The sequence below is a fragment of the Tatumella sp. UBA2305 genome (assembly GCF_002345795.1).
In the GTDB taxonomy this organism is placed as follows: Bacteria; Pseudomonadota; Gammaproteobacteria; order Enterobacterales; family Enterobacteriaceae; genus Tatumella; species Tatumella morbirosei.
The window spans coordinates 39,473-62,073 of sequence record NZ_DDVT01000018.1; the positions used below are offsets into that span (position 1 = coordinate 39,473).

The 22,601-nt window shown below is 49.6% G+C and carries 17 protein-coding genes; 9 read left to right on the forward strand and 8 right to left on the reverse strand.

Features of this window, described 5'->3' with window-relative positions; genetic code table 11:
• Window positions 1-51: 51 nt before the first annotated feature.
• Window positions 52-1,398: a carbohydrate porin gene (locus B3Z23_RS11160; protein ID WP_414716484.1), complete on the reverse strand. Its 1,347-nt coding sequence runs from the start codon at window positions 1,396-1,398 to the stop codon at window positions 52-54.
• Between the two features lie 934 nt (window positions 1,399-2,332).
• Window positions 2,333-2,971 carry a ribosome biogenesis GTP-binding protein YihA/YsxC gene (yihA, locus tag B3Z23_RS11165; protein WP_038016700.1) on the reverse strand — a complete coding sequence of 213 codons (639 nt, stop codon included), beginning with the start codon at window positions 2,969-2,971 and terminating at the stop codon, window positions 2,333-2,335.
• Window positions 2,972-3,479: 508 nt separating this feature from the next.
• On the opposite strand from yihA, the gene yihI reads away from it, so the two are divergent.
• Window positions 3,480-3,989, forward strand: a complete 510-nt coding sequence (gene yihI / locus B3Z23_RS11170; RefSeq protein ID WP_294909491.1) for a Der GTPase-activating protein YihI — start codon at window positions 3,480-3,482, stop codon at window positions 3,987-3,989.
• Window positions 3,990-4,217: 228 nt separating this feature from the next.
• Entirely contained in the window at window positions 4,218-5,591 is a 1,374-nt protein-coding gene (gene hemN, locus B3Z23_RS11175) for an oxygen-independent coproporphyrinogen III oxidase (RefSeq protein WP_294909493.1), read from the forward strand.
• A 50-nt stretch (window positions 5,592-5,641) separates the two neighbouring features.
• On the opposite strand, the gene glnG is transcribed toward hemN, so the two are convergent.
• From glnG to glnA, 3 genes are all read right to left on the reverse strand, one after another.
• The gene (gene glnG, locus B3Z23_RS11180; RefSeq protein ID WP_294909495.1) at window positions 5,642-7,051 is read right to left on the reverse strand and encodes a nitrogen regulation protein NR(I); all 1,410 of its coding nucleotides are present in this window, start codon (window positions 7,049-7,051) and stop codon (window positions 5,642-5,644) included.
• 7 nt (window positions 7,052-7,058) lie between these two features.
• Window positions 7,059-8,108, reverse strand: a complete 1,050-nt coding sequence (glnL, locus tag B3Z23_RS11185) for a nitrogen regulation protein NR(II) (protein ID WP_038016323.1) — start codon at window positions 8,106-8,108, stop codon at window positions 7,059-7,061.
• A 214-nt stretch (window positions 8,109-8,322) separates the two neighbouring features.
• The gene (gene glnA, locus B3Z23_RS11190; protein ID WP_038016325.1) at window positions 8,323-9,732 is read right to left on the reverse strand and encodes a glutamate--ammonia ligase; all 1,410 of its coding nucleotides are present in this window, start codon (window positions 9,730-9,732) and stop codon (window positions 8,323-8,325) included.
• A gap of 454 nt (window positions 9,733-10,186) precedes the next feature.
• Here glnA and typA point away from each other — a divergent pair, with 454 nt between their 5' ends.
• A complete protein-coding gene (typA, locus tag B3Z23_RS11195) occupies window positions 10,187-12,010 on the forward strand; it encodes a ribosome-dependent GTPase TypA (protein WP_294909498.1) in 1,824 nt (607 codons plus the stop codon).
• A 75-nt stretch (window positions 12,011-12,085) separates the two neighbouring features.
• Here typA and B3Z23_RS11200 read toward each other — a convergent pair whose 3' ends face one another.
• Window positions 12,086-12,463, reverse strand: a complete 378-nt coding sequence (locus tag B3Z23_RS11200) for a DUF4440 domain-containing protein (RefSeq protein WP_294909500.1) — start codon at window positions 12,461-12,463, stop codon at window positions 12,086-12,088.
• Window positions 12,460-13,851, reverse strand: a complete 1,392-nt coding sequence (locus B3Z23_RS11205; protein ID WP_294909501.1) for an MFS transporter — start codon at window positions 13,849-13,851, stop codon at window positions 12,460-12,462. Before B3Z23_RS11205 ends, B3Z23_RS11200 begins: the two co-directional genes overlap by 4 nt.
• A 108-nt stretch (window positions 13,852-13,959) precedes the next feature.
• Here B3Z23_RS11205 and B3Z23_RS11210 point away from each other — a divergent pair, with 108 nt between their 5' ends.
• The 5 genes from B3Z23_RS11210 (at window position 13,960) to fabY (ending at window position 18,277) form a co-directional block, all read left to right on the forward strand.
• Entirely contained in the window at window positions 13,960-14,925 is a 966-nt protein-coding gene (locus B3Z23_RS11210) for a LysR family transcriptional regulator (protein ID WP_294909503.1), read from the forward strand.
• Between the two features lie 392 nt (window positions 14,926-15,317).
• Complete coding sequence (yihX, locus tag B3Z23_RS11215) at window positions 15,318-15,923, forward strand: glucose-1-phosphatase (protein ID WP_294909505.1); 606 nt, start codon at window positions 15,318-15,320, stop codon at window positions 15,921-15,923.
• A 67-nt stretch (window positions 15,924-15,990) separates the two neighbouring features.
• Entirely contained in the window at window positions 15,991-16,842 is an 852-nt protein-coding gene (locus B3Z23_RS11220; RefSeq protein WP_294909506.1) for a virulence factor BrkB family protein, read from the forward strand.
• Window positions 16,839-17,276: a D-aminoacyl-tRNA deacylase gene (gene dtd / locus B3Z23_RS11225; protein WP_294909508.1), complete on the forward strand. Its 438-nt coding sequence runs from the start codon at window positions 16,839-16,841 to the stop codon at window positions 17,274-17,276. The genes B3Z23_RS11220 and dtd overlap by 4 nt, the downstream gene beginning before the upstream one ends.
• A 59-nt stretch (window positions 17,277-17,335) precedes the next feature.
• The gene (gene fabY, locus B3Z23_RS11230) at window positions 17,336-18,277 is read left to right on the forward strand and encodes a fatty acid biosynthesis protein FabY (RefSeq protein WP_294910243.1); all 942 of its coding nucleotides are present in this window, start codon (window positions 17,336-17,338) and stop codon (window positions 18,275-18,277) included.
• Between the two features lie 54 nt (window positions 18,278-18,331).
• Here the strand turns inward: fabY and B3Z23_RS11235 are convergent, their stop codons facing one another.
• On the reverse strand, window positions 18,332-20,005 hold the full coding sequence (locus B3Z23_RS11235) for an AsmA family protein (RefSeq protein WP_294909510.1): 1,674 nt from the start codon (window positions 20,003-20,005) through the stop codon (window positions 18,332-18,334).
• 458 nt (window positions 20,006-20,463) lie between these two features.
• On the opposite strand from B3Z23_RS11235, the gene B3Z23_RS11240 reads away from it, so the two are divergent.
• On the forward strand, window positions 20,464-21,852 hold the full coding sequence (locus B3Z23_RS11240; protein ID WP_294909512.1) for a uracil-xanthine permease family protein: 1,389 nt from the start codon (window positions 20,464-20,466) through the stop codon (window positions 21,850-21,852).
• Window positions 21,853-22,601 lie beyond the last annotated feature (749 nt).

The following is a 22,601-nucleotide window of genomic DNA, read 5'->3' on the forward strand; positions in this document are numbered from 1 at the left end:
AGGATAGTGATACGGAAAGGCTGCGAAAGCAGCCTTTCCGTTCAGACAGGATTAGAAATTAACGTTAGCGGCGATTCCGCCGATAAAGGCATTCTGCACCCGGCTAACGGCACCCGGTGAGGTCACATACTGCAGGTTTGGGCGAACCTGCAGCCATTTGGTAGCCTGAACGTTGTAATAAATCTCATAGTCATATTCAGCCCCTTTCTGTACCGGCAGATAAGTCGGGCTCTCGTAGCTGTTGGCACCGTAGAACCGGTTTTCATCGGTTAACATCCGGGTGTAACTGGAGTTAACGTGGATACGGCTGGCACCAATACCGATTTCATCGTCAGGACGGGCATCAAACGGCCCTTTCCATACCAGAGAGACTGACTGATAGTTATCGGTTTTTGAGGTTTTGTGATCATTCATCACGGCCTGAACTGTCAGTGTCAGACCACGTTTAGCATCACCGCGCCAACTGGTCAGCTGTTGTTGAGCAACCAGGTAGCCGCCATAGGAATGTGCGGTATCGTTATAGCCACCATTACGCCATGAACCATACACATCATCATGTGTTGAGGAATAGTAATAACCAATACGATAGTTACCCGGCAGACCCTCAGGCCCAAGTTTTGGGGTCCAGCCCAGTTCGACCGGAACCAGGTTGCCGGAAGTCGGGCTAAATTCGAAGCGGAAGCCATCGCCACGATCATAGTTGTACGGGTTCTGGTTGTAGAAACCGACCTGCATAAAGACTTCAGGAGTAAAATAGAGTTTTACCCGACCACCCCACTGAGAGACCGGCCAGTTATACCAGTGATCGCCACGCCAGTTACCGGCCTGGCCATTGCCAAATGCAAGGTTCTGGAATTTGCTGTCAATGGTATCAAAGTCTTCGCCCACGGTAACACGACCAGCTTTAACGTCCAGGGTGTGATCAAAGAAACCTTTTCTTAACCAGAATTGTGTCAGACGCCAGGTCTGCCCACGGCCATAAACTTCCTGAACGGAAGACAACATCGGGGCCCGTGGATCGCCTACCTGATCAGAAACATTTCGACCGTCACGGTTGGTGATGGTCATCTGGAACTCGGCGTCGTTCCAGTTCAGCAGTTTTTCAAGGTCCAGATTGACCCCAAAAGCCCACTGATCGCTGTAGCGGGCCGTGGTCGATTTATCGTAACCCCCCGCCAGATTCGACGCAGACTCCATTGTATAATTGACCTGAAAATCGATACCTTCATCTTTGAGTTGTGAACGGGTACCGCCCCAGTCGCCAAACATCCAGGGGGAGTCGTAGCTTAAGGCATCCGCAGACTGGCTGACGGCCGGATAAGCGGAAGCCCCAAGGAGGAAGAGACTCATGACGAGTGTCTTTTTGGGGTTATTGCGCACTGCTTTATTTTTTTTCATGATAATTATTCTTATTAGATGTAAGGGGATTTTACTCTATGAGTGATGCAGAAAATTGTTTTGGAATATCGTGCTCAGATTAATTTAATTATTCAAATTTTAGAGCTAGCCCACAAAATCATGCCCGTGATTAAAGTTTTCTTTTATACACCCTCCCTGTCTGACGGTTTTCATTATTATTGAATGCTGCGTTACTGCCGAATAAATGAGCATATCTTCCCCCTGTTTAATCATTGACCAGAAATTTCCCGGGAGAGAGAGGGGGTTTTAATTATTTTATAATCAACAGGATACATTTTAATCACGAGGCATTATCGAAACAGACTGCACTATACAACAAAACAGATAATAAAAAACATAAACGTTAATTTATTGTTACTTTTTATTCAAAAATAACACTTTACCTTTAACCAGGGGTGAGCAGTTATTTTAATTAAAAATTAATTTTCTCTGAATAAATTGGTTCATCTGACGTAATTTTTTGGGGTTGGTTTAAATAATTCCTTTTGTTTCATTATGTTGGTTTTTTTTATTTCAAAGGGATGAGGCGCATTTTAATCTTAAGTGGGCAGCGTAAAGGTGATAAATATTTATTTTAGAAAGATTTTCTGACTGAGATTGGTGAAATTATTGTTTTTTACGAGGTATAAGCATTTATTATGGTCTTTGACAAGAAGCTAAATGTTTTTTTGTGATTTACATAGAAATAAAACATCAAAATTACTAAAAAAATGCTGAGAAAAGGCTTTATTGACCGGTGAAAATCAGGTACATTTTCAGACGTAGGGTACAGAGGTAAGATGTTCTATCTTTCAGACCTTTTACTTCACGTAATCGGATTTGGCTGAATGTTAGCCGCCCCGTTCATTCAGGTGAACGGGGCGTTTTTTATGGTAAATATTTATGTCAGAATTAACCGGATGATTTACTCAGGTTACGACTCTTCTGGCGCCGAATCTTCGACCGTGGTGGAATAAGTGCTGAACCAGTCATCAAGTTTCTGGCTGAGTTTATCCACTCCCATCTTCTTCAGGGATGAGAAATACTCGACCTGAATATCACCTTCAAAAGCCTGGCTCATTTCACGAACCATATTCAGTTGTTTTTTCCGGGCGCCTGACGCCAGCTTATCGGCTTTAGTCAGTAGCACCAGCACCGGGATATGGCTGGTGACTGCCCATTGCACCATCTGCTGGTCCAGATCTTTCATCGGATGGCGAATATCCATCAGAATAACCAGCCCTTTCAGAGAGTCCCGCATTTGCAGGTATTCTGCTAATGCCCGCTGCCATTTAAGCTTCATCTCTTCAGGGACTTCTGCATAACCATAACCAGGCAGGTCTACCAGCCGGATTCCCTCAGTGACCTCAAACAAGTTAATCAGCTGAGTACGGCCTGGTGTCTTACTGGTACGTGCCAGTGACTTCTGGTTGGTTAATGTGTTTAATGCACTTGATTTTCCGGCATTCGAACGCCCGGCAAACGCCACTTCTACTCCACTGTCTGTGGGCAGATGGCGAATGTCCGGGGCGCTGGTGACAAAATGGGTGACGTGATAATTCCATCCAGACAAGGTCGAGCTCCACAGGTAAATTTCAGGATAATACCCGCAGTATACCTGTTATAGAGCGAAAGTGCCTGTGCCCTGAGCATCAGCAGACTCTGTAAGAGATCAGCTATTGTCATCTCAGACAATGGCTGAAAAAAAATGACAACTATTAAAATTTATTTTAAATATCATCACTCTAAATCAACTTGTGAAAAAGAATGCATTTTTGCTGCTTTTTCTGCCTTGCAGAATTGTCAGAATCAACTACATTACACGTCACTCAGGGAGAGGTTCAGGGAAAATCAGGCTCAGGGAAGGACACAGAGCAGACCCTGCCAGGGAACAGGCAGCAGGACGGAATGAATCTGATGGATAAGATGAGTATCTTAACCGGATGTGAGATACATGACTTTCTGAATGACAGAAAGTATGAAATGAGCGACAGCGTAAGCTGTCGCTTTTTTCTTGTGCTGGTTTCTGCTAGATTTCGCCGCAATTCTATACTAAAGAAAAACAGTTGAGGCTGAACACCATGAAACAACCTGCCAAAGCCCCGCGCGCCAAGCCTGCAAAACGCAAAACCCGTGCCGAACTCAATATCGAAGGCCGTGAACGCCAGCGTCAGAAAAAACACAAAGGCCTTGCCACGGGTAACCGCAGCAACCCTGAAGTAAAACAGGGCCAGGGCAACCGTGGCACGAAAGACGCAGCCGATCCGCGGCTGGGCAGTAAAAAACCCGTTCCATTAGTGGCCGAGGGAGCCGTTGCGGCAAAACCGGCGGTGAAACGTCGTGAAGCAGCGCCGGTATTAAGTGCCCGTGAGGAACTGTCTGCTCTCGAAAATAGTGAACGTCTTGATGCACTGCTCGATCGACTGGAAAACGGTGAGAAATTGCCTGCTGAAGATCAGGCCTGGCTGGACAGCACCCTGGATCGTATTGAAGTACTGATGGAAAAACTCGGTATCGATCTTGATGATGACAGCGATGCTGAAGATACCGAAGCAGAAGAGGATATGTACCGCTTACTGAAGGGTAACTAACCTTAATGGCCGGGCACAGTGTATAATGTTGTGCCCCAGCCGGGAATATTTCATTATGTTTTGGCCAGGATCAATTTTAGCGCTGCTGTATGCGTGTTTTCTGCTGTTGTTATTCGCTAAACTACGTCGTCTGTCACGATTGAAATCGCGGTTGCGTCGCAAAAAAAACTTACCGTTATCCGGAGTATCGCGAACTTCTTTCAGACCCCGTCAGCGGAAGGAGTGAACATGTCATTACCACGTATCGAGTGGGACCAGTCATTAATCGAAAAATATAATTACTCCGGACCGCGTTATACCTCTTATCCTACAGCGTTGGAATTCGATGAGCGCTTTAGCGAAAATCATTTCCTGACAGCGGTTCACCGTTATCCTCACCGGCCTCTGTCCCTTTATCTGCATATCCCGTTTTGCCATCGGCTCTGCTACTTCTGTGGCTGTAATAAGCAGGTGACACGCCAGGCACACAAAGCGGATCGTTATCTGGATGCACTGGAGGCAGAAATTCGCCACAGAGCGCCGCTGTTTCGTCAGCGTACCGTCGTTCAGATGCACTGGGGAGGCGGAACTCCGACATTTCTGACGACAGCTCAAATATCCCGGCTGACAGGGATTCTCAGGCAACATTTTACTTTCGCTGCCGATGCCGGGATGTCGCTGGAACTGGACCCCCGGGAAATTGAACTGGATGTCCTTGACCACCTGAAAAGCGAAGGATTTAACCGGCTAAGTATGGGAGTGCAGGATTTTAATAAGCAGGTCCAGCGACTGGTGAACCGGGAACAGGACGAAGAATTTATCTTTGCACTGATGGATCGGGCGAAATCACTGGGTTTTACTTCGGGGAATATTGACCTGATTTATGGGCTGCCAAAGCAGACACCGGAAAGTTTTGCTTTCACCCTGCAGAAAATTCTCTCCCTGCGCCCTGATCGTCTCAGCGTGTTTAATTATGCCCATATGCCGGAGATGTTTGCTGCCCAGCGTAAAATTAATGCGGCGGATTTGCCGGATGCCCGGCAGAAACTGATGATTCTGCAGGATACCATCGCCACACTGACCGGTGGAGGATACCAGTTTATCGGTATGGATCATTTTGCCCTGCCAGACGATGAACTGGCAGTAGCCCAGCAGAACGGGGTGCTGCACCGTAATTTTCAGGGGTATACGACCCACGGAAACACAGATTTACTGGGATTGGGTGTTTCAGCCATTAGTATGATCGGTGACAGCTATTCCCAGAATCACAAAGTGCTTAATCAGTGGCAGGAGAGTGTGACGGCCAATGGCAGAGGGTTGTGGCGTGGGGTCAGCCTGAGTCAGGATGACTGTCTGAGGCGCGATGTGATTAAGGCGCTGATTTGCCAGTTCAGACTGGATTTTGCGACGACGGAACAACAGTGGGGGATAGTTTTTGAAGAATATTTTGCAGAGGACCTGCGACTGCTCAGGCCATTTATTGAGGATGGCCTGGTGACGCTTGAACTACGCCGGTTACAGGTGACGGCTCGTGGCAGGTTGTTAATCCGAAATATCTGCATGTGCTTTGACCACTATCTGCGGGCTGCCAGCCGACAGCAGCAGTTTTCACGGGTCATATAATAAAAGGTCCGCAGACACTGTCTGCGGACCAGTAAAGCACCAGCAATTTGCTATTCCATGCCCAGTTCTTTAAGTTTACGGGTTAGCGTATTCCTTCCCCAGCCCAACAGACGGGCTGCTTCCTGTTTATGCCCCTGGGTATAACGTAGGGCAGTAGTCAGTAGTGTTCTTTCCATCTCGGGTTGCGCTTCGGACAACAGATTCTGATGACCGGAACGTAATGCTCTGTCAGCCCATTGCGCCAGCAGCGTGGCCCAGCTATCGGGGGATGACTGTACCGGGGTTTCCGGGGGGCTGGTTTCAAACAGCTCCGGTGGAAGGTCCTGAATCAGAACTTCCTGACCGGCTGCCATGACTGTCAGCCAGCGGCAGGTATTTTCTAACTGTCGGACATTACCAGACCAGTGCAGACGAGTCAGCGCAGCTTCGGTTTCCGGATGTAATATCTTGGTTTCCACCCCCAGTTCCCGCGCCGCAATCTGCAGGAAATAGTGGGCCAGCCGTGGGATATCTTCGCGGCGTTCACGCAGCGGAGGCAGATGAATTCGAATAACGTTCAGACGGTGGAACAAGTCCTCACGGAATTTACCCTCCTGCACCCGTAATTCCAGGTTCTGGTGAGTCGCTGCAATGATCCGGACATCCACTTTCACCGGAGCATAGCCACCGACACGGTAGAACTGTCCGTCGGCCAGTACACGCAGCAGCCGGGTCTGTACATCCAGTGGCATATCGCCAATTTCATCCAGAAACAGTGTGCCGCCATCGGCCTGTTCAAACCGCCCCTGACGCACCGAGTTAGCCCCGGTAAATGCCCCTTTTTCATGACCAAACAGCTCAGATTCAATCAGGTCTTTGGGGATCGCCGCCATATTCAGGGCAATAAACGGTGACTTGGCCCGCGGACTATGGCGGTGCAAAGCATGGGCGACCAGCTCTTTACCGGTTCCTGATTCCCCGTTAATTAGCACACTGATCGAGGAACGTGACAGACGGCCAATAATCCGGAAGACATCCTGCATTGCCGGCGCTTCACCAATAATATCGGTGGTTGGCCCGCTGGCCGGCTGGTTGCGCGGTTGCTGCTGTTCCTGATAATGGCTGATGGCTCGTTCTACCAGAGCGACCGCTTCATCTATATCAAAAGGTTTTGGCAGATAATCAAACGCGCCTTGCTGGTAAGCACTGACCGCGGCATCCAGATCGGAATGTGCAGTCATAATGATAACCGGCAGCATGGGGTGGCGTTTCTTAATTTGTTTAAGCAACGCCAGCCCGTCCATCCCGGGCATGCGGATATCTGACAGTAATACATCCGGTGTTTTGCTGGCTAAAGCCTCCAGCACATCATCCCCGTTATCAAACGCGGTACAACTCAAACCGGCTCCAGTGAGCGCGCGTTCAAGCACCCAGCGGATGGAGCTATCGTCATCGACGATCCAGACTATCCCTCGTTGCATGGAAACCTCACTGGCGAATAGGCAGGAACACCGAAAATTCGGTATGTCCTGGCCAACTGTTAAATTCTATTTTTCCTGAATGTTGGTCAATCAGGCTACGGGCAATGGATAAGCCCAGACCGGTACCACCTTCCCGCCCGCTGACCATGGGATAAAACAAAGTATCCTGCAGCTGCTGGGGGATCCCCGGTCCGTCATCTTCCACATCAATCCGCGCCACCAGACGGTAGCGAACACCATGCAGCGTTAGCTGAAATGCGGTACGGGTCCGCAGGGTGATTGTGCCTCCAGCTTCGCCCAACGCCTGTAATGCATTACGTACTACGTTCAGTAAAACCTGTTCAATCTGATCCGGGTCATGCGGCAATTCAGGCAGACTGGGATCGTAATCTCTGACCAGAGTGACGTTATCCGGTAGCTCCATCGACACCAGGTTAACAATTCGTTCCGCGACCTGGTGAATGCTCTGGGTAACGTGCATGCCGGGTTGTTGAGGCCCCAGCAGCCGGTCGACCAGATTACGTAACCGGTCGGCCTGTTCGATAATCACTTTGGTATATTCATTTAATGACGGATCCGGCAGCGCTCTGGAGAGCAGCTGGGCGGCACCGCGTAATCCGCCGAGCGGATTTTTAATTTCATGAGCCAGACCGCGCACTAAATCACGGGCGGCAACCTGCTGTGCGTGCTGAATCTGTTCCTGGCTAAGACGACGTTGGTTATCCATCGGCGCCATTTCCAGCAGAATCTGTTGGTCAGGATACTGCTGAGCGGTAAGAGACATGATATGCGCCCGGCCATCAACCACAATGGTCACTTCACTGTCGGTAAAGCCCAGACCGGCTTGCAGGCTTTCCAGCATCACCTCAATATTTAAGGAAAAATAGCCGGTGAGTTCCGGGAGCGGCGTACCAAACAGTTTACGGGAACTCTGAGCCAGCAATTGCTGTGCTGCCGGGTTCGCGTAATGGATCACCAGGTTGTTATCGACGACTAACACACTATTGATGAGAGAGTTTAAGATCTGCACTGCATCGGGCTGTGTGTTGGATATCATGTTTAATTCTCCGCGTTTACCAGTGAAATACGCTGCTGTTGACTGTGAAATAAGCGGGCGACTCGCTGGTGTTTTTCGCTGTGTTCGGACAATAAACAGGCAGTAAATCTGAGCTGACTGACCGAAATATCCCTCTGAATGCTGAATTTGCGGAGAAAAAAGCCCATCCGGAGATGGGCTAAAATTTTCCACGGCAACAAAACTACAAGAGAGATTAAACGCTGTAGTAAAGTTCGAATTCCACCGGATGCGGAGTCATACGTACGCGGTCATCATCTTCTTTGCGCAGTGCGATATAAGCATCGATAGTATCGTCAGTGAAAACACCACCACGGGTCAGGAAGCTGCGGTCTTCGTTCAGTGCATTCAGCGCTTCTTCCAGAGATCCTGCTACTTTTGGAATCTCAGCTTCTTCTTCCGGAGGCAGGTCATACAGGTTCTTATCCATCGCATCGCCAGGATGGATTTTGTTGATGATACCGTCAAGGCCGGCCATCAGCAGTGCCGCAAACGCCAGGTATGGGTTAGCCGCTGGATCCGGGAAGCGAGCTTCGATACGACGTGCTTTCGGGCTGGCAACCACAGGGATACGGATTGACGCAGAACGGTTACGGGCAGAGTAAGCCAGCATGACCGGTGCTTCATAACCCGGGACCAGACGCTTATAAGAGTTGGTGGTTGGGTTAGTCAGGGCATTAATCGCTTTAGCATGTTTGATGATACCGCCGATGTAGAACAGAGCAGTTTCAGACAGGCCGCCGTATTTGTCGCCAGAGAACAGGTTAGTACCGTCTTTCGACAGTGACATGTGGCAGTGCATACCTGAACCATTATCACCAAACATTGGTTTTGGCATAAAGGTGGCAGTTTTGCCGTAAGCGTGCGCTACGTTATGTACCACATACTTATAAATCTGAATTTCGTCAGCTTTTTTCACCATGGTGTTAAAGCGGGTTGCCACTTCGTTCTGGCCAGCAGTAGCCACTTCGTGGTGGTGAGCTTCAACTACCAGGCCCATCTGCTCCATAGTCAGACACATAGCAGAACGGATGTCCTGAGCTGAGTCGACCGGAGGCACTGGGAAGTAGCCGCCTTTAACGCCCGGACGGTGACCTTTGTTACCGCCTTCGTAGGCTTTACCAGTGTTCCATGCCGCTTCGATATCGTCGATAGCCACATGAGAACCAGACATGGTAGCGCCAAAACGCACATCGTCGAACAGGAAGAATTCAGGTTCAGGTCCGAACAGTACAGTGTCAGCAATGCCTGAAGAACGCAGGAAATCTTCAGCGCGTTTCGCGATTGAACGCGGGTCACGGTCGTAACCTTGCAGTGTACCTGGTTCCAGGATATCACAACGAATGATCAGGGTTGGATCTTCGAAGAATGGGTCCAGAACAGCGGTAGTTGCATCCGGCATCAGCACCATGTCTGATTCGTTAATGCCTTTCCAGCCACCGATGGAAGAACCATCGAACATTTTACCTTCTTCAAAGAAGTCTTCGTTAACCTGGTGAGCAGGGATGGTTACATGCTGTTCTTTACCTTTACTGTCGGTAAAACGCAGATCAACAAACTTAACTTCATGTTCGTTCATCAATGAGAGAACGTGTTCAACGGACATACTAACTCTCCTGAAATATTCATTGTTGTCGTGGGTAGAGAACCTGTACTGGTAAAGGATCACGAGGCGCCGCGCATTTTCCGGTCAATGTTCCCGACAAGCTTCCAACCGTTTCAAACTGTCGTTTTTGCTTAGATAATATAAAGCGAAATCTGTGCCAACTTTTTATTTTGTCTGAAAACGGTGTTATAGCGGCCTTTGTGCCCCGTTAAGGGGAGGCACCGAACCGGAGTGATGCACCATAATGATCCAAACCCTGCCATCATATAGCACCATTATGGTGCATGTCGCCGGAATAACGATAATATTGCACTAAAAATGAACGTAGTCTGCCTTGATAATCAGCGGGAGCAAAAAGTCACTGAGAAAGTTTCAAGGAATACTGTGAACATATTCAGTCTTTCGACTAATCCGTGTACAATAGCGCGCTATTTCTAATGCCTGAGGCAAAGCTGTGATCGAAAATTTGCGTAATATCGCCATCATCGCGCACGTTGACCATGGAAAAACGACCCTGGTTGATAAGCTGTTACAACAGTCTGGTACTTTTGACGCCCGTACCGAAGCAACTGAGCGTGTGATGGACTCCAACGATTTGGAGAAAGAGCGTGGGATTACTATTCTCGCTAAAAACACTGCAATTAAGTGGAACGACTATCGAATTAATATCGTCGATACTCCGGGACACGCCGACTTCGGTGGAGAAGTTGAGCGTGTCATGTCGATGGTAGACTCGGTTCTGCTGGTAGTGGATGCGATTGATGGCCCAATGCCACAGACGCGCTTCGTAACCAAAAAAGCATTTGCTCATGGTCTGAAGCCTATTGTTGTTATTAACAAAATCGACCGTCCGGGCGCACGCCCTGACTGGGTCGTAGATCAGGTTTTTGATCTGTTTGTTAACCTGGATGCGACCGACGAGCAACTGGATTTCCCGATCATCTATGCATCGGCAATTCAGGGGATCGCGGGTGATGACCATGCAGATATGGCGGAAGATATGACGCCACTGTACGAAGCTATCATCAAGCATGTTCCTGCACCAAACGTTGACCTAAATGGTCCGTTACAGATGCAGATCTCTCAGTTGGATTACAACAACTACCTGGGTGTTATCGGGATTGGCCGTATCAAACGCGGTAAAGTCAAACCGAACCAGCAGGTCACTGTGATTGATGCTGAAGGCAAAACCCGTAATGGTAAAGTCGGTAAAGTACTGGGCCACTTGGGTCTGGAGCGTATCGAGAGCACTGAAGCTGAAGCTGGCGACATCATTGCTATCACCGGTCTGGGTGAACTGAACATCTCTGACACCCTGTGTGACCCACAGAACGTGGAAGCGCTGACTCCATTGTCTGTTGATGAGCCTACCGTGAGCATGTTCTTCTGCGTAAATACCTCACCATTCTGTGGTAAAGAAGGTAAATACGTCACTTCGCGTCAGATCCTTGATCGCCTGAAGAAAGAACTGGTGCATAACGTGGCACTGCGTGTTGAAGAGACCGAAGACGCGGATGCTTTCCGTGTGTCTGGTCGTGGTGAGCTGCACTTATCTGTGCTTATCGAAAACATGCGTCGTGAAGGTTTTGAACTGGCGGTTTCCCGCCCGAAAGTTATCTTCCGTGAAATTGACGGACGTAAACAGGAACCTTACGAAAACGTTACTCTTGATATTGAAGAACAGCACCAGGGTGCGGTGATGCAGGCGATGGGTGAGCGTAAAGGCGACATGAAAAACATGGACCCGGATGGTAAAGGTCGTGTGCGTCTGGATTACGAAATCCCAAGCCGTGGTCTGATTGGTTTCCGTAACGAATTCATGACGATGACTTCAGGTACGGGTTTACTTTACTCTACCTTCAGCCACTACGGTGATCTGCGTCAGGGTGAAGTGGGTCAGCGTCAGAACGGTGTACTGATCTCTAACGGTCAGGGTAAAGCGGTTGCTTTCGCACTGTACAGCCTGCAGGACCGCGGTAAGCTGTTCCTGGGTCACGGTGCTGAAGTTTATGAAGGCCAGATCATCGGTATTCACTCACGTTCTAACGACCTGACCGTGAACTGCCTGACTGGTAAGAAACTGACCAACATGCGTGCTTCCGGGACTGATGAAGCCACCACTCTGGTTCCTGCAATCAAAATGACTCTGGAGCAAGCTCTGGAATTCATCGATGATGACGAACTGGTAGAAGTGACTCCTCAGTCTGTACGTATCCGTAAACGTCATTTGACTGAGAATGATCGTAAACGTGCTTCACGTGGCAGCAAAGAGTCTTAACTGACAGCGACTTAGCTAAGCAGTGATACTGATTAAAAAGCCGCCCTTCCGGGGCGGCTTTTTTTTACTCGTGGTTTAGCTTTGCAGGGTTTCCTGAAGATGTAACCAGCGAACTATTTCTCCTTCACGACTGAACACGGCTGTCGCCCAACGAATATTTTCCGGAGCATCCTGTTGGCTCTGTTGTTCCCGGTAATAGACGACAGCCCCCTGCGACCATTCATGGATTATCTTTAGCTGATCGAAAGTAATCCGTAGCCCGCGGCGGCTGGCCTGTTGTGTCTGAAGGAAATTCCTCAGTCCCGTTTTATCCAGAGAGCTTCCTGCCGGGGTAATCATGGTAAATCCGTCAGCAAAACAGTCGGTTAAACTGGCGAGATTTCCTTCACCCAGACCCAGCCAGAGTTCAAGGGATTTCAGGGTATGTTCCACTTTATTTATATAGTCATTCATAGTTTCGGTTCTCTTAGTGAATCAGTATCAGTGGGGACCGGACGGAAACCCAGTCTCAGGCTGGCCAGCACGGGTATACAGGTCACGCAGGCGGCCACGATAAAACAGGCTCTGTAGGCAGCCAGCAGACTCACTGTTTGCAGTAACAGGCTCAGCAACAGACTCAGCAGGGCAACGCCAAAACAAAAACTCAGCTGGCGATTGATGTTCCACAGCGCGCTGGCATCCGCCAACTCCGGGCTGTCAATCTCCTGCATAGCACTGTTTTGTGCAGTCGAACTACACAACGACCCACCAAATCCCATCAATGCATAGCACACACTGAGGAGCAGAGGTGAGGTAGCCTGACTAATACCCGCCAGCCAGACAATACCTGTGGCCTGAATCAGACAGCCGGTAATGATTAACAGCGCGGGTCCGTAACGCTGAAATAGCTTACCGCTGGTATGGATAGCGAAAAAAGCAGCCACAGACCAGGCCATCATCAGGGCACCATTCTGCGCTGCGCTCAGTCCGGCTATTTGTTGCAGCCAGAATACGGCAATGATGCTGACGCCAATAAAAAAACCGGGGGTGCAAAGATAGACCAGCATCGAAAACCGCAGCAGTGGGCTGGACAATAAATGCAGTGCCAGTAGCGGATTCGTCTGGCGGCGGTTACGACGGACAAACAGCAAGGTCAGCATGATGGCCGGAACCAGCCACAGCAGACCGCTCAACAGATGGTCTTTGTCACTCAACAGGGTGAGGCTCAGAAGCAGGCAGATCAATCCGCCGCCACTGGTCAGTATTGCTGTTGTATCCGGCGCAGGCAGTGACTGACGGCTGTGTCGTTCGTCTTTCAGTAACCAGCAAAAAGCAAAGCACAGGGTCAGTAAGGATACCGGCAGACCGGCCAGTAAAACCGCATGCCAGCCGGCATAGCCTACCAGCAATCCCCCCAGTGCGGGCGACACTGCCGGAGCAAGTAACGCGACCATCATGACCAGGGTAGAAATGCGGGTACGTTCTTTGCCCTGATAAAAATGCCAGGTGAGCGCCTGGCCCACCGGAATTAATGCTCCGCCCCCTAAACCCTGCAAAATCCGCCAGGTGACCAGTTCACCGAGGCTGTTGGCTTCGGCTGTAGCCAGTGTTGCCAGGCTAAATATGGTTAATGACAGCAGAAACAGACGGCGTGGGCCGAAGCGTCGGCTTAGCCAGGCGCTGAGCGGCATGATCAGGGTCAGACCAATAATATAACCATTGCTGACCCAGGCCAGATGAGCGACAGGGGCTTGCAGACTGACTGACATGTCAGGAAAGGCCACCGCCGAAATAAACATATTAATCAGATCAAGGAACAGGCTCAGTAAATAGACTGTTGCCACTTTGCTGCGATAGGTCATGATTGTCTCTCCGTGAAGAGCAGACAATTTACCGTTTGCACTCCACGGGATAAATGCTGCTGGCGGTGATAAACTGTCAAAATTATTTTGACAATAATGAGGGAATAAATGCTAAGCCTGCAGCGTGTCGCGATGTTTATTGCAGTGGTGGAATCCGGCAGTTTTACGGCAGCGGCGGCGACGTTGCGCCAGACGAAAGCGGTCGTCAGCTTTAATATTCGTCAGCTGGAAGCTGAGTTGGGGGTTTCATTGCTGCTGCGGACCACACGCCGGCTGGCATTGACGGAAGCCGGTGATGCCTTTTATCTGCGCGGCAAGCAACTGCTTCAGCAGGCAGAAATGCTGGCCAGTGATGTGCGGATGGTTCACAGCGGCTTCAGTGGTGAATTACGAGTCACCAGCACTCCTGAGTTTGGTCAGATGCAGGTAGTGCCTGCCCTGGCGGCATTCTCCAGTCAGCATCCACAGCTCCGCGTACATTTTTCCTCTTCATCGCAACCGGCCGATCTGATTGCTGAACGCTTCGACGTGGCTATCCGGTTGGGAACCCTGGCCGACTCACGTTACCGTGCGGCACTTATTGATCGTTTTGCGATTCTGGCGGTAGCCTCTCCATGCTGGCTGGAACGCTACTCAGTGAACTCCTTAGAGGCACTGGCTAAAGCCGACTGGATTATTCATGACGGATTAACGGATGCTCTGCACTGGACATTAGAAGGTTCCGGAGGGCAACAGGTCCTGCTGACTATTGAAAACCCGGCAAAATTATCGGCAAATAATTCCTCTGCCTTACGGGCTTTTGCGTTGGCTGGGTGCGGGATTGCGTTGTTGCCGGAATGGCTGGTCAGAGAAGACCTGGCTTGCAGGAAATTATCAGTCGTGTTGCCGGAGTGGCAGTTTCCTGCACAGGGGGTTTTTGCTGTCTACCCTGACACCCGGTATGTTCCGGCACGTGTTCGGGGATTTATCGATTTTTTACGTTACTTTCAGGCCTCAGCTGCTGCAGGGAAAAATCATGAACCCACCGGGTTGGTCTCAAAAGACGTGACAGGCTTGCCGTCACCTGGTAATTAGCCTGAGTCTGTCAGCCACCCTCTGCTATCCCTGTTTAAACCAGCAGGTAATGCTTTGTCCGGTCTGCCATGCATATTGTCTGAAGTGATCGACTGGTGGCATAAGGCCAGAATATACGGGTCACAAGCTCCACCGGTTGATGAAAATATGTCCGGTTTACGGCAGCCCGTTTTGTTGAAATTGTACCGGATGGACTACTATTGTCCTGAAAAGGTTATTTCAGTGACCCGATTTGTCGTGTGATTTTCGGATGTTACATGGCCGGTCACAGCTCAGTTGGCGGACCCTATTCTTTATCGAAATCTGAAACCTTTTTTCCGGACTGTCTTTTCTGTCAACCCGGACAATTTGCCGCTACATTGAATAGATCACTCGTGACCAGGGAGGCGACTATGCTCTACATCTTTGATTTGGGTAACGTCATCGTTGATATCGATTTTAATCGTGCACTGGGCGTCTGGAGCCACTTAAGTGGGGTGCCTTTAGCGCTGCTGCAAAATCGTTTTACCTTCGATGAAGCTTTTGAACAGCACGAACGTGGTGAGATATCGGATCAACAGTTTGCAGAACTCATCTGCAAAACACTGGAAGTGAATCTGAGTTATGACCAGTTTGCCGCAGGCTGGCAGGCGATTTTTGTCGGTCTGCGAGATGACACGCTGGCGCAGATGAATGCATTACGCGCTGCGGGACACCGGGTGGTTATTTTATCGAATACTAATAATCTGCACTGTGAATTCTGGCCTCAGCAGTATCCCCAGGTTAGCGCAGCCGCGGATGCAGTTTATCTCTCACAGCAGTTGAAAATGCGTAAACCTGAACCCGGGATCTACCAGGCCGTGCTGGAAAAAGAAGGGGTGACTGCCAACGAGGTCGTATTCTTTGACGATAATGAGGCCAATATCGATGCGGCCCGACAGGCAGGAATCCACAGTGTGCTGGTGACCGGACCAGAGACTATCGGGCAATGGTTTGCCTCATCGGCAGTACATTCCTGAAAATCCTCACGGGGCCGGGGCTTTTCGGCCACCCTGTGTCTCTGTAGTCAGCAGCGAGCTCAACAGCATGAGATTACCGATGAAGATTCCACTCCGATGGCTGGCCGTTCTGTGGCGACGGATAGATGAAGATAATATGACGGTACATGCCGGTAATCTGACCTTTGTGTCGCTTCTGGCCCTGGTCCCGCTGGCCACTGTTGTTTTTGCGTTGTTTGCCGCGTTTCCTGTGTTTTCAGAAGTCAGTGTGCAGTTTAAGCACTTCATTTTCAGTAATTTTGTGCCGGCAGCTGGCACGGTGGTAGAAGACTATCTGGAAAGGTTTGTCAGTAATGTGAACCGGATGACTGCGGTCGGGGCTATCGGGCTGATTATTACGGCTTTATTGCTAATGCACTCCATTGACAGTGCTCTGAATACCATCTGGCGTAGCCGGACCAAACGGCCTTTGGTTTTCTCCTTTGCCGTTTACTGGATGGTTTTAACACTCGGGCCATTACTGGCAGGGGCCAGCCTGGCACTGAGCTCCATTCTGCTTTCTGCTCAGTGGATCAATGACAGCGGTGTTATCCGTCTACTGGAACCGGTATTACGGGTGTTCCCGTTACTGCTGTCGGTACTGGCTTTCTGGCTGCTTTACAGCATAGTTCCGACTCGTCAGGTGGCTGCACTGGATGCCCTGACCGGGGCAATAGTAGCCGGGGTGTTATTTGAAGCCGGTAAGAAGGCATTTTCGTTATATATCACGATGTTTCCTTCCTATCAGATGATTTATGGCGTGTTGGCGGTAATTCCAATATTAATTCTCTGGATGTATTGGACCTGGTGTATTGTATTACTCGGCGCTGAGATTACGGTCTCTATTGAGCACTATCGCCAGTTAAAACAATCTCCAAAAGAAGGGTCTGACGCTTCATGATTGCATTAATACAGCGGGTTACCCGAGCCTGCGTCACTGTAGAGGGTGAAATTGCAGGGCAGATAGCTGCTGGTTTGCTGGTTCTGCTGGCGGTTGAAAAAGATGATGATGAAAAGAAAGCACAGCGCTTAGCTGAACGGGTTCTGGGCTACCGGGTATTTAGTGACGACCAGGGGAAAATGAACCTGAGTCTGCAACAGGCAAATGGCAGCCTGCTGGTGGTGTCCCAGTTTACCCTGGCAGCGGATACACAAAAGGGTATGCGGCCATCATTTTCAGGCGGCGCCACCCCTGAGTCGGCACGGCAGTTATACGAATATTTCAGCGACTGTTGTCGAAAGCAGGGCGTACACACTGAAAATGGTCGGTTTGCGACAGATATGCAGGTCAGCCTGGTTAATGACGGACCGGTAACCTTCTGGTTACAGGTATGAATGAACCTCTGGCTGTCGCTCCGCCGGCGAATGCATCCGGCAACAGGGAGAATCAGTTTATGTACCATTTACGCGTCCCTCAAACGCCACCGGAACTGGAAACTTACTTTCATTTTCGTTGGGAAATGCTGCGTAAGCCACTGAAACAACCCGAAGGCTCCGAACGTGAAGCCTGGGATGCCACAGCACATCATCAGATGGTGGTGGATGAAAATGATCAGCCGGTTGCAGTCGGAAGGCTGTATATTAATGCCGATAATGAAGCTTCTATCCGGTTTGTTGCGGTGGATCCGCTGGTCAGAGGAAAAGGGCTCGGTACTCTGCTTATCATGACTCTGGAATCCGTCGCTCGTCAGGAAGGGGTAAAACGGGTGACCTGCAGTGCCAGGGAGGATGCCATCGAATTCTTTGCCAAGCTCGGCTACGTGAATCAGGGCGAGATCACAGCGGCGCAAACCACCCCGATTCGTCACTTCCTGATGATTAAACCGATAGTGACGATGGATGATATTCTGCATCGTGCTGACTGGTGCGGGCAGTTACAGCAAGCCTGGTATGATCATATTCCGCTCAGTGAGAAGATGGGGGTGCGAATACTTCAATATACCGGCCGGAAATTTATTACCACCATGCCGGAAGCGGGTAATCAAAACCCTCATCACACCTTATTCGCCGGTAGCTTGTTTTCACTGGCAACTCTCACAGGTTGGGGGCTGATCTGGTTATTGTTGCGTGAACGCCACCTTGGAGGCACGATTATTCTGGCGGATGCTCATATCCGTTACAGTAAACCGATTACCGGGCGTCCCGGTGCTGAGGCGGATTTGGGATCATTGCGTGGTGACCTGGACCGTCTGGCCCGCGGTCGCAAGGCCAGAGTCCGGCTGGATGTTTCCCTGTCCGGGGATGATGAAACCGGTGCGGTATTTGAAGGTGTCTACATTGTTCTGCCTGCCGATCCGCTGCGGACCCTGGAACAGGGTGGGTCAGGGATTGATTAAGTCGCCCTGCTCGCGGTGCGGCCCTCCATACCAGAGAATCTCACCGCGAGACAGTTACTGAATGTTCCCGTTTTGCATGGTTTGTTGTACCGTACCTGCATCCGTAGCAATACTTAGTGAACCATTCACCGTCGGGGCCAACGGTTTGCCAGCCTGAATACTACCGGTGGCATTCAGAGTCAGGTTACCCTGGCCGGTCACGCTGGTTACCGGCCATCCCCAGCCCGCAAACATGTTCACCGGAACTGACTGCCCGCGCAGATTCACACTGAAGTTACGTGAGGGTTGCTGGGAGATCTGCGCACTACCTACCATCGGCCCTTTATTCACCAGCATTTTGAAGTCATTGATACTAATTCCACGGGCATCGGCATGGAGTTTTAGCCATGGGGCACGAATATCCTGACGGTTAAAGGTAGCTTCAGCGGCCTGCCACTCGCTGTCTCCTGACCAGATTCCCCATTGGTGATTTTGAGCCAGCAATAACTGATTTCCGGAGGCATGCAAGGCTGTCATCTGGAAAGGGAAGTCAGGGTTGATATCAATAACCAGTGAGTTGTTAATCGTGAAGTTACGAATCAGTACCGAATCCAGCCAGTCAGGCAACGAAGCCTGCCAGAACTGTCGCCAGTCCTCTGGCAGCGTATATTCCAGCCCGGTGAGTGAAAGATTGTCCACTGCCAGTTGCCGATTTTCAGAGGACCACATACCGTTGGCGGTTACGGTGCCGTTAACCCAATGGGTAGTGAACTTACTGATATTCAACCCCTGAGCCGTTTGTTCTATTGCCACCTGAGGCTGGGTGAATTCCTGGGTTCCCCAGACAAAGTCACTGGCCTGTAATGAGAGTTTCCCTCCCCCGACCAGCAATGTACTATCGGGAATTTGCGGGTTGTCCAGTTGCAGATTCAGGTCGGTCACGGCCCATTCCGGGCCTACAATGGTGGCATGGCTGACAGACACCTGGCCCGGTTGAATATTGTGTTGTTCCAGCGGCGCCAGTAACTCAGGCAGGCTTTTTGAGGTTTGGAACCGGGTGTTCTGCAGACTCAGTTGGCGGATTTGCCAGCGGTCTGCTTCGCGAATAGCCGAACCTGAGAATGTGCCTCGTTCAGCATCACCGTTAACATTATCCAGCATCAGTTTCTGTGGCGAGACTGAGCCGCGGGCACTGATATTTGCCAGATGCTGCTGCCCCAGCATCAACTGACCGATGCCAATGTGGAAACTATAATTGTTGCCCAGCATTTGGGACTGTGAGGGTTTCCAGGGGGTAATTTCCGCGGTGGTTTCATTAGCCTGATAGCTGTTACTGACATCCGGTTGAACAACGTTGATGTTATTCAGATAGAGATGATTGGCCTGTAACGGGAAACCGGTGCCAGGACGAATGTTCCCGAGGTCGATTTCACCGTCGCTCAGTTGCAGACTGTCAAAATGCGACGGATCACTGAATTGCAGTAAAGAGAGTCCCAGCGTCACTTTACTGGCAACTACCATGGCCGGTTGTCCGTCATTGCCGAAAGTAAAATCTTCCAGGGTAACAACCAACGGCGAGCTTAAAGAATGCCTTATTCTGCCAATAGACAGATGATAAGCAGTATCGTCGCTAATCCAGCGACTGAGCGTGCCTGCGCCCCAGGTGCTTTTCAGTGCAAACCAGGCAGCAACGAGTAACAGCAACAGGATGAGCAGCAGTATCAGGAAAAATTTTCCAATAAATTTCATTTTGTCTGTCCTGAATCCTGAGAATGAGCGACTGCCTGTTATGCCTGAATTTCTGACAGACCTCAATGTTGAACATGCATAGTGGTGTTAATCAGCCACTAAAAAGTGTATCTGAACTGCAGATACCTGATTAACTCCCTGAAGAGGAAGTTTTCACCCGGTGGGTGCCGGGGATGATAGTTCCCTGATGGCCCGTAATTATCGGCAAACGTGCTTGCTGTACGGAACTCAACCCACGGGTAAAGCCGGTTGAGATAATACCGACCTTTAGGCCATCAATAAACGATATAAGGTAACATCCAACCACTTTGTGAACAATCGACTCTCCTGAGAGGACAGCGCCTAAACATATCCTGTCATTCATTACAGCGGGATTGTCCTGGTTTATCTGGCAATCGTTTGCTTTTAACCGGCAGATAATTACAATCGATTTTTTTCTGAAATCAGGAATGTTGTTCATGTCTGCCGATGCACCGCTTCACCGACAATCTGCCACTTCATCCCGAAGTGAATTAGTCTACCGCCTGGATGATCGACCGCCGTTACCCCAGGCTTTGTTTGCTGCATTGCAGCACTTACTCGCAATGTTTGTCGCTGTTATTACGCCTGCATTATTGATTTGTCAGGCTCTTGGACTCCCGGCTCAGGATACCCGACATATCATCAGCATGTCACTGTTTGCCTCAGGCGTTGCTTCGTTGTTACAGATTAAGACCTGGGGACCGGTTGGTTCTGGTTTACTCTCCATTCAGGGCACCAGCTTTAATTTCGTTTCGCCGTTGATCATGGGAGGATTGGCATTAAAACAGGGTGGTACTGATGTGCCGGACATGATGGCAGCCTTATTTGGTACCCTGATGCTGGCTTCCTGCACCGAAATGCTGCTTTCACGCATTCTTCCCTATGCCCGCAGAGTAATAACACCGCTGGTCTCGGGGATTGTAGTCATGATTATTGGCTTATCACTGATTCAGGTCGGATTGACGTCGATAGGGGGGGGATACAGTGCGCTGAATAATCATACGTTTGGTGCGCCAAAAAACCTTCTGCTGGCGGGAGTGGTGCTGATAAGTATTATTTTATTAAACCGCCAGAAGAATCCGTATCTGCGTATTGCATCGTTGGTTATCGCTATGGCCATTGGTTATCTGTTGGCATGGTGCCTGAATATGTTACCGGTCAGTGCGCCAGACTCAGGCAGTCAACTTATCATGATCCCGAAACCCCTCTACTACGGACTTGGAATCGACTGGAATTTGCTGCTGCCTTTGATGCTGGTCTTTATGGTGACTTCACTGGAAACTATTGGTGACATTACGGCTACATCTGATGTATCAGAACAACCGGTCAAGGGTCCTCTGTATATGAAACGTCTGAAAGGCGGGGTCCTGGCCAATGGCATGAATTCTTGTGTATCGGCATTGTTCAACACGTTTCCAAACTCTTGTTTCGGGCAGAACAATGGTGTTATTCAACTGACCGGAGTTGCCAGCCGCTATGTCGGATTTCTGGTAGCCCTGATGCTGATTCTGCTCGGTTTATTCCCGGCTGTCAGTGGGCTGGTTCAACATATACCCGAACCCGTTTTGGGGGGCGCAACTCTGGTCATGTTTGGAACTATTGCGGCTTCTGGCGTACGTATCGTCTCACGTGAGACAATGGACCGTCGGGCAATTATGATCATTGCCATATCTCTGGCTGTTGGTTTAGGTGTTGCTCAGCAGCCTTTAATTCTGCAGTTTGCGCCGGAGTGGTTAAAAACATTGCTTTCATCGGGTATAGCTGCCGGCGGGATTACCGCAATTATATTGAATCTGATTTTCCCTGACACATACAACGAAAAGTAATTCCTTTTCAGATGCTGATAAGGCAGTGCTCACAACTGTCATGAGGCTCATCTCCCTACCCGGGATAGCCTGTCATTAGAACAGGTTACCCCGGGCATGACGAAGACTGTCCGGATAATAATTTTAGGGATATTTTCTTATGAAAAATCTTAAACGCTTATCCATTTGATAATAAGAAATAATGACCAGATTTTGTCAGCGGAGTTTCGGGAATAATAAAAAATTACCGCGGCCAGAAAGAGCCGGGACTTTATCAATACTTATTGCGTCACTAAACAATGGCTATGGTTTGGCAAAGTGATGTTGAGATGCCCTGATATCTCAGAAAGTTACTCAGAGGTTTTTAAACTGACATTGAGGGTATCTGTGGAGGGAATATTTATAAATTTTAGTTAGTACGGAATTCACCAACATTCGTTATGTTATTTTCAACTCCGGGTCTCACTTCATACCGGATGTGATTTATTCACAGTGGTACGGTCTGTCCGATAAAGTTAAGCCAGCTTTCATTATTCAGGTTATTTATAAACAATAACATTATTATGAGGGGGGTTAATGAGACTAACAGGAGATTATTTTACCGCGGTTAACCAGTTTTATCTGACGTCAGCCGCTTATCATCTGAACATAGTATGTGATTTATCTTATCCTGGTGACTTCAAAGATGTCCTGGCTGAGTTTAATTTCCTTGAAGGTGAGTGTAAGTGCTCAGGATATCGCACATCTGCGGGATAATTATTGATTATAAA

Bases quoted from the DNA above. Each gene is read 5' to 3' on its own strand.
- glnA (WP_038016325.1), bottom strand. From the start codon at position 9,732: ATGTCCGTTGAACACGTTCTCTCATTGATGAACGAACATGAAGTTAAG.
- B3Z23_RS11240 (WP_294909512.1), top strand. From the start codon at position 20,464: ATGTCTGCCGATGCACCGCTTCACCGACAATCTGCCACTTCATCCCGA.
- glnG (WP_294909495.1), bottom strand. From the start codon at position 7,051: ATGCAACGAGGGATAGTCTGGATCGTCGATGACGATAGCTCCATCCGC.
- glnL (WP_038016323.1), bottom strand. From the start codon at position 8,108: ATGATATCCAACACACAGCCCGATGCAGTGCAGATCTTAAACTCTCTC.
- B3Z23_RS11210 (WP_294909503.1), top strand. From the start codon at position 13,960: ATGCTAAGCCTGCAGCGTGTCGCGATGTTTATTGCAGTGGTGGAATCC.
- dtd (WP_294909508.1), top strand. From the start codon at position 16,839: ATGATTGCATTAATACAGCGGGTTACCCGAGCCTGCGTCACTGTAGAG.
- B3Z23_RS11205 (WP_294909501.1), bottom strand. From the start codon at position 13,851: ATGACCTATCGCAGCAAAGTGGCAACAGTCTATTTACTGAGCCTGTTC.
- hemN (WP_294909493.1), top strand. From the start codon at position 4,218: ATGTCATTACCACGTATCGAGTGGGACCAGTCATTAATCGAAAAATAT.
- B3Z23_RS11235 (WP_294909510.1), bottom strand. From the start codon at position 20,005: ATGAAATTTATTGGAAAATTTTTCCTGATACTGCTGCTCATCCTGTTG.
- fabY (WP_294910243.1), top strand. From the start codon at position 17,336: ATGTACCATTTACGCGTCCCTCAAACGCCACCGGAACTGGAAACTTAC.
- yihX (WP_294909505.1), top strand. From the start codon at position 15,318: ATGCTCTACATCTTTGATTTGGGTAACGTCATCGTTGATATCGATTTT.
- yihI (WP_294909491.1), top strand. From the start codon at position 3,480: ATGAAACAACCTGCCAAAGCCCCGCGCGCCAAGCCTGCAAAACGCAAA.
- B3Z23_RS11220 (WP_294909506.1), top strand. From the start codon at position 15,991: ATGAGATTACCGATGAAGATTCCACTCCGATGGCTGGCCGTTCTGTGG.
- B3Z23_RS11200 (WP_294909500.1), bottom strand. From the start codon at position 12,463: ATGAATGACTATATAAATAAAGTGGAACATACCCTGAAATCCCTTGAA.
- B3Z23_RS11160 (WP_414716484.1), bottom strand. From the start codon at position 1,398: ATGAAAAAAAATAAAGCAGTGCGCAATAACCCCAAAAAGACACTCGTC.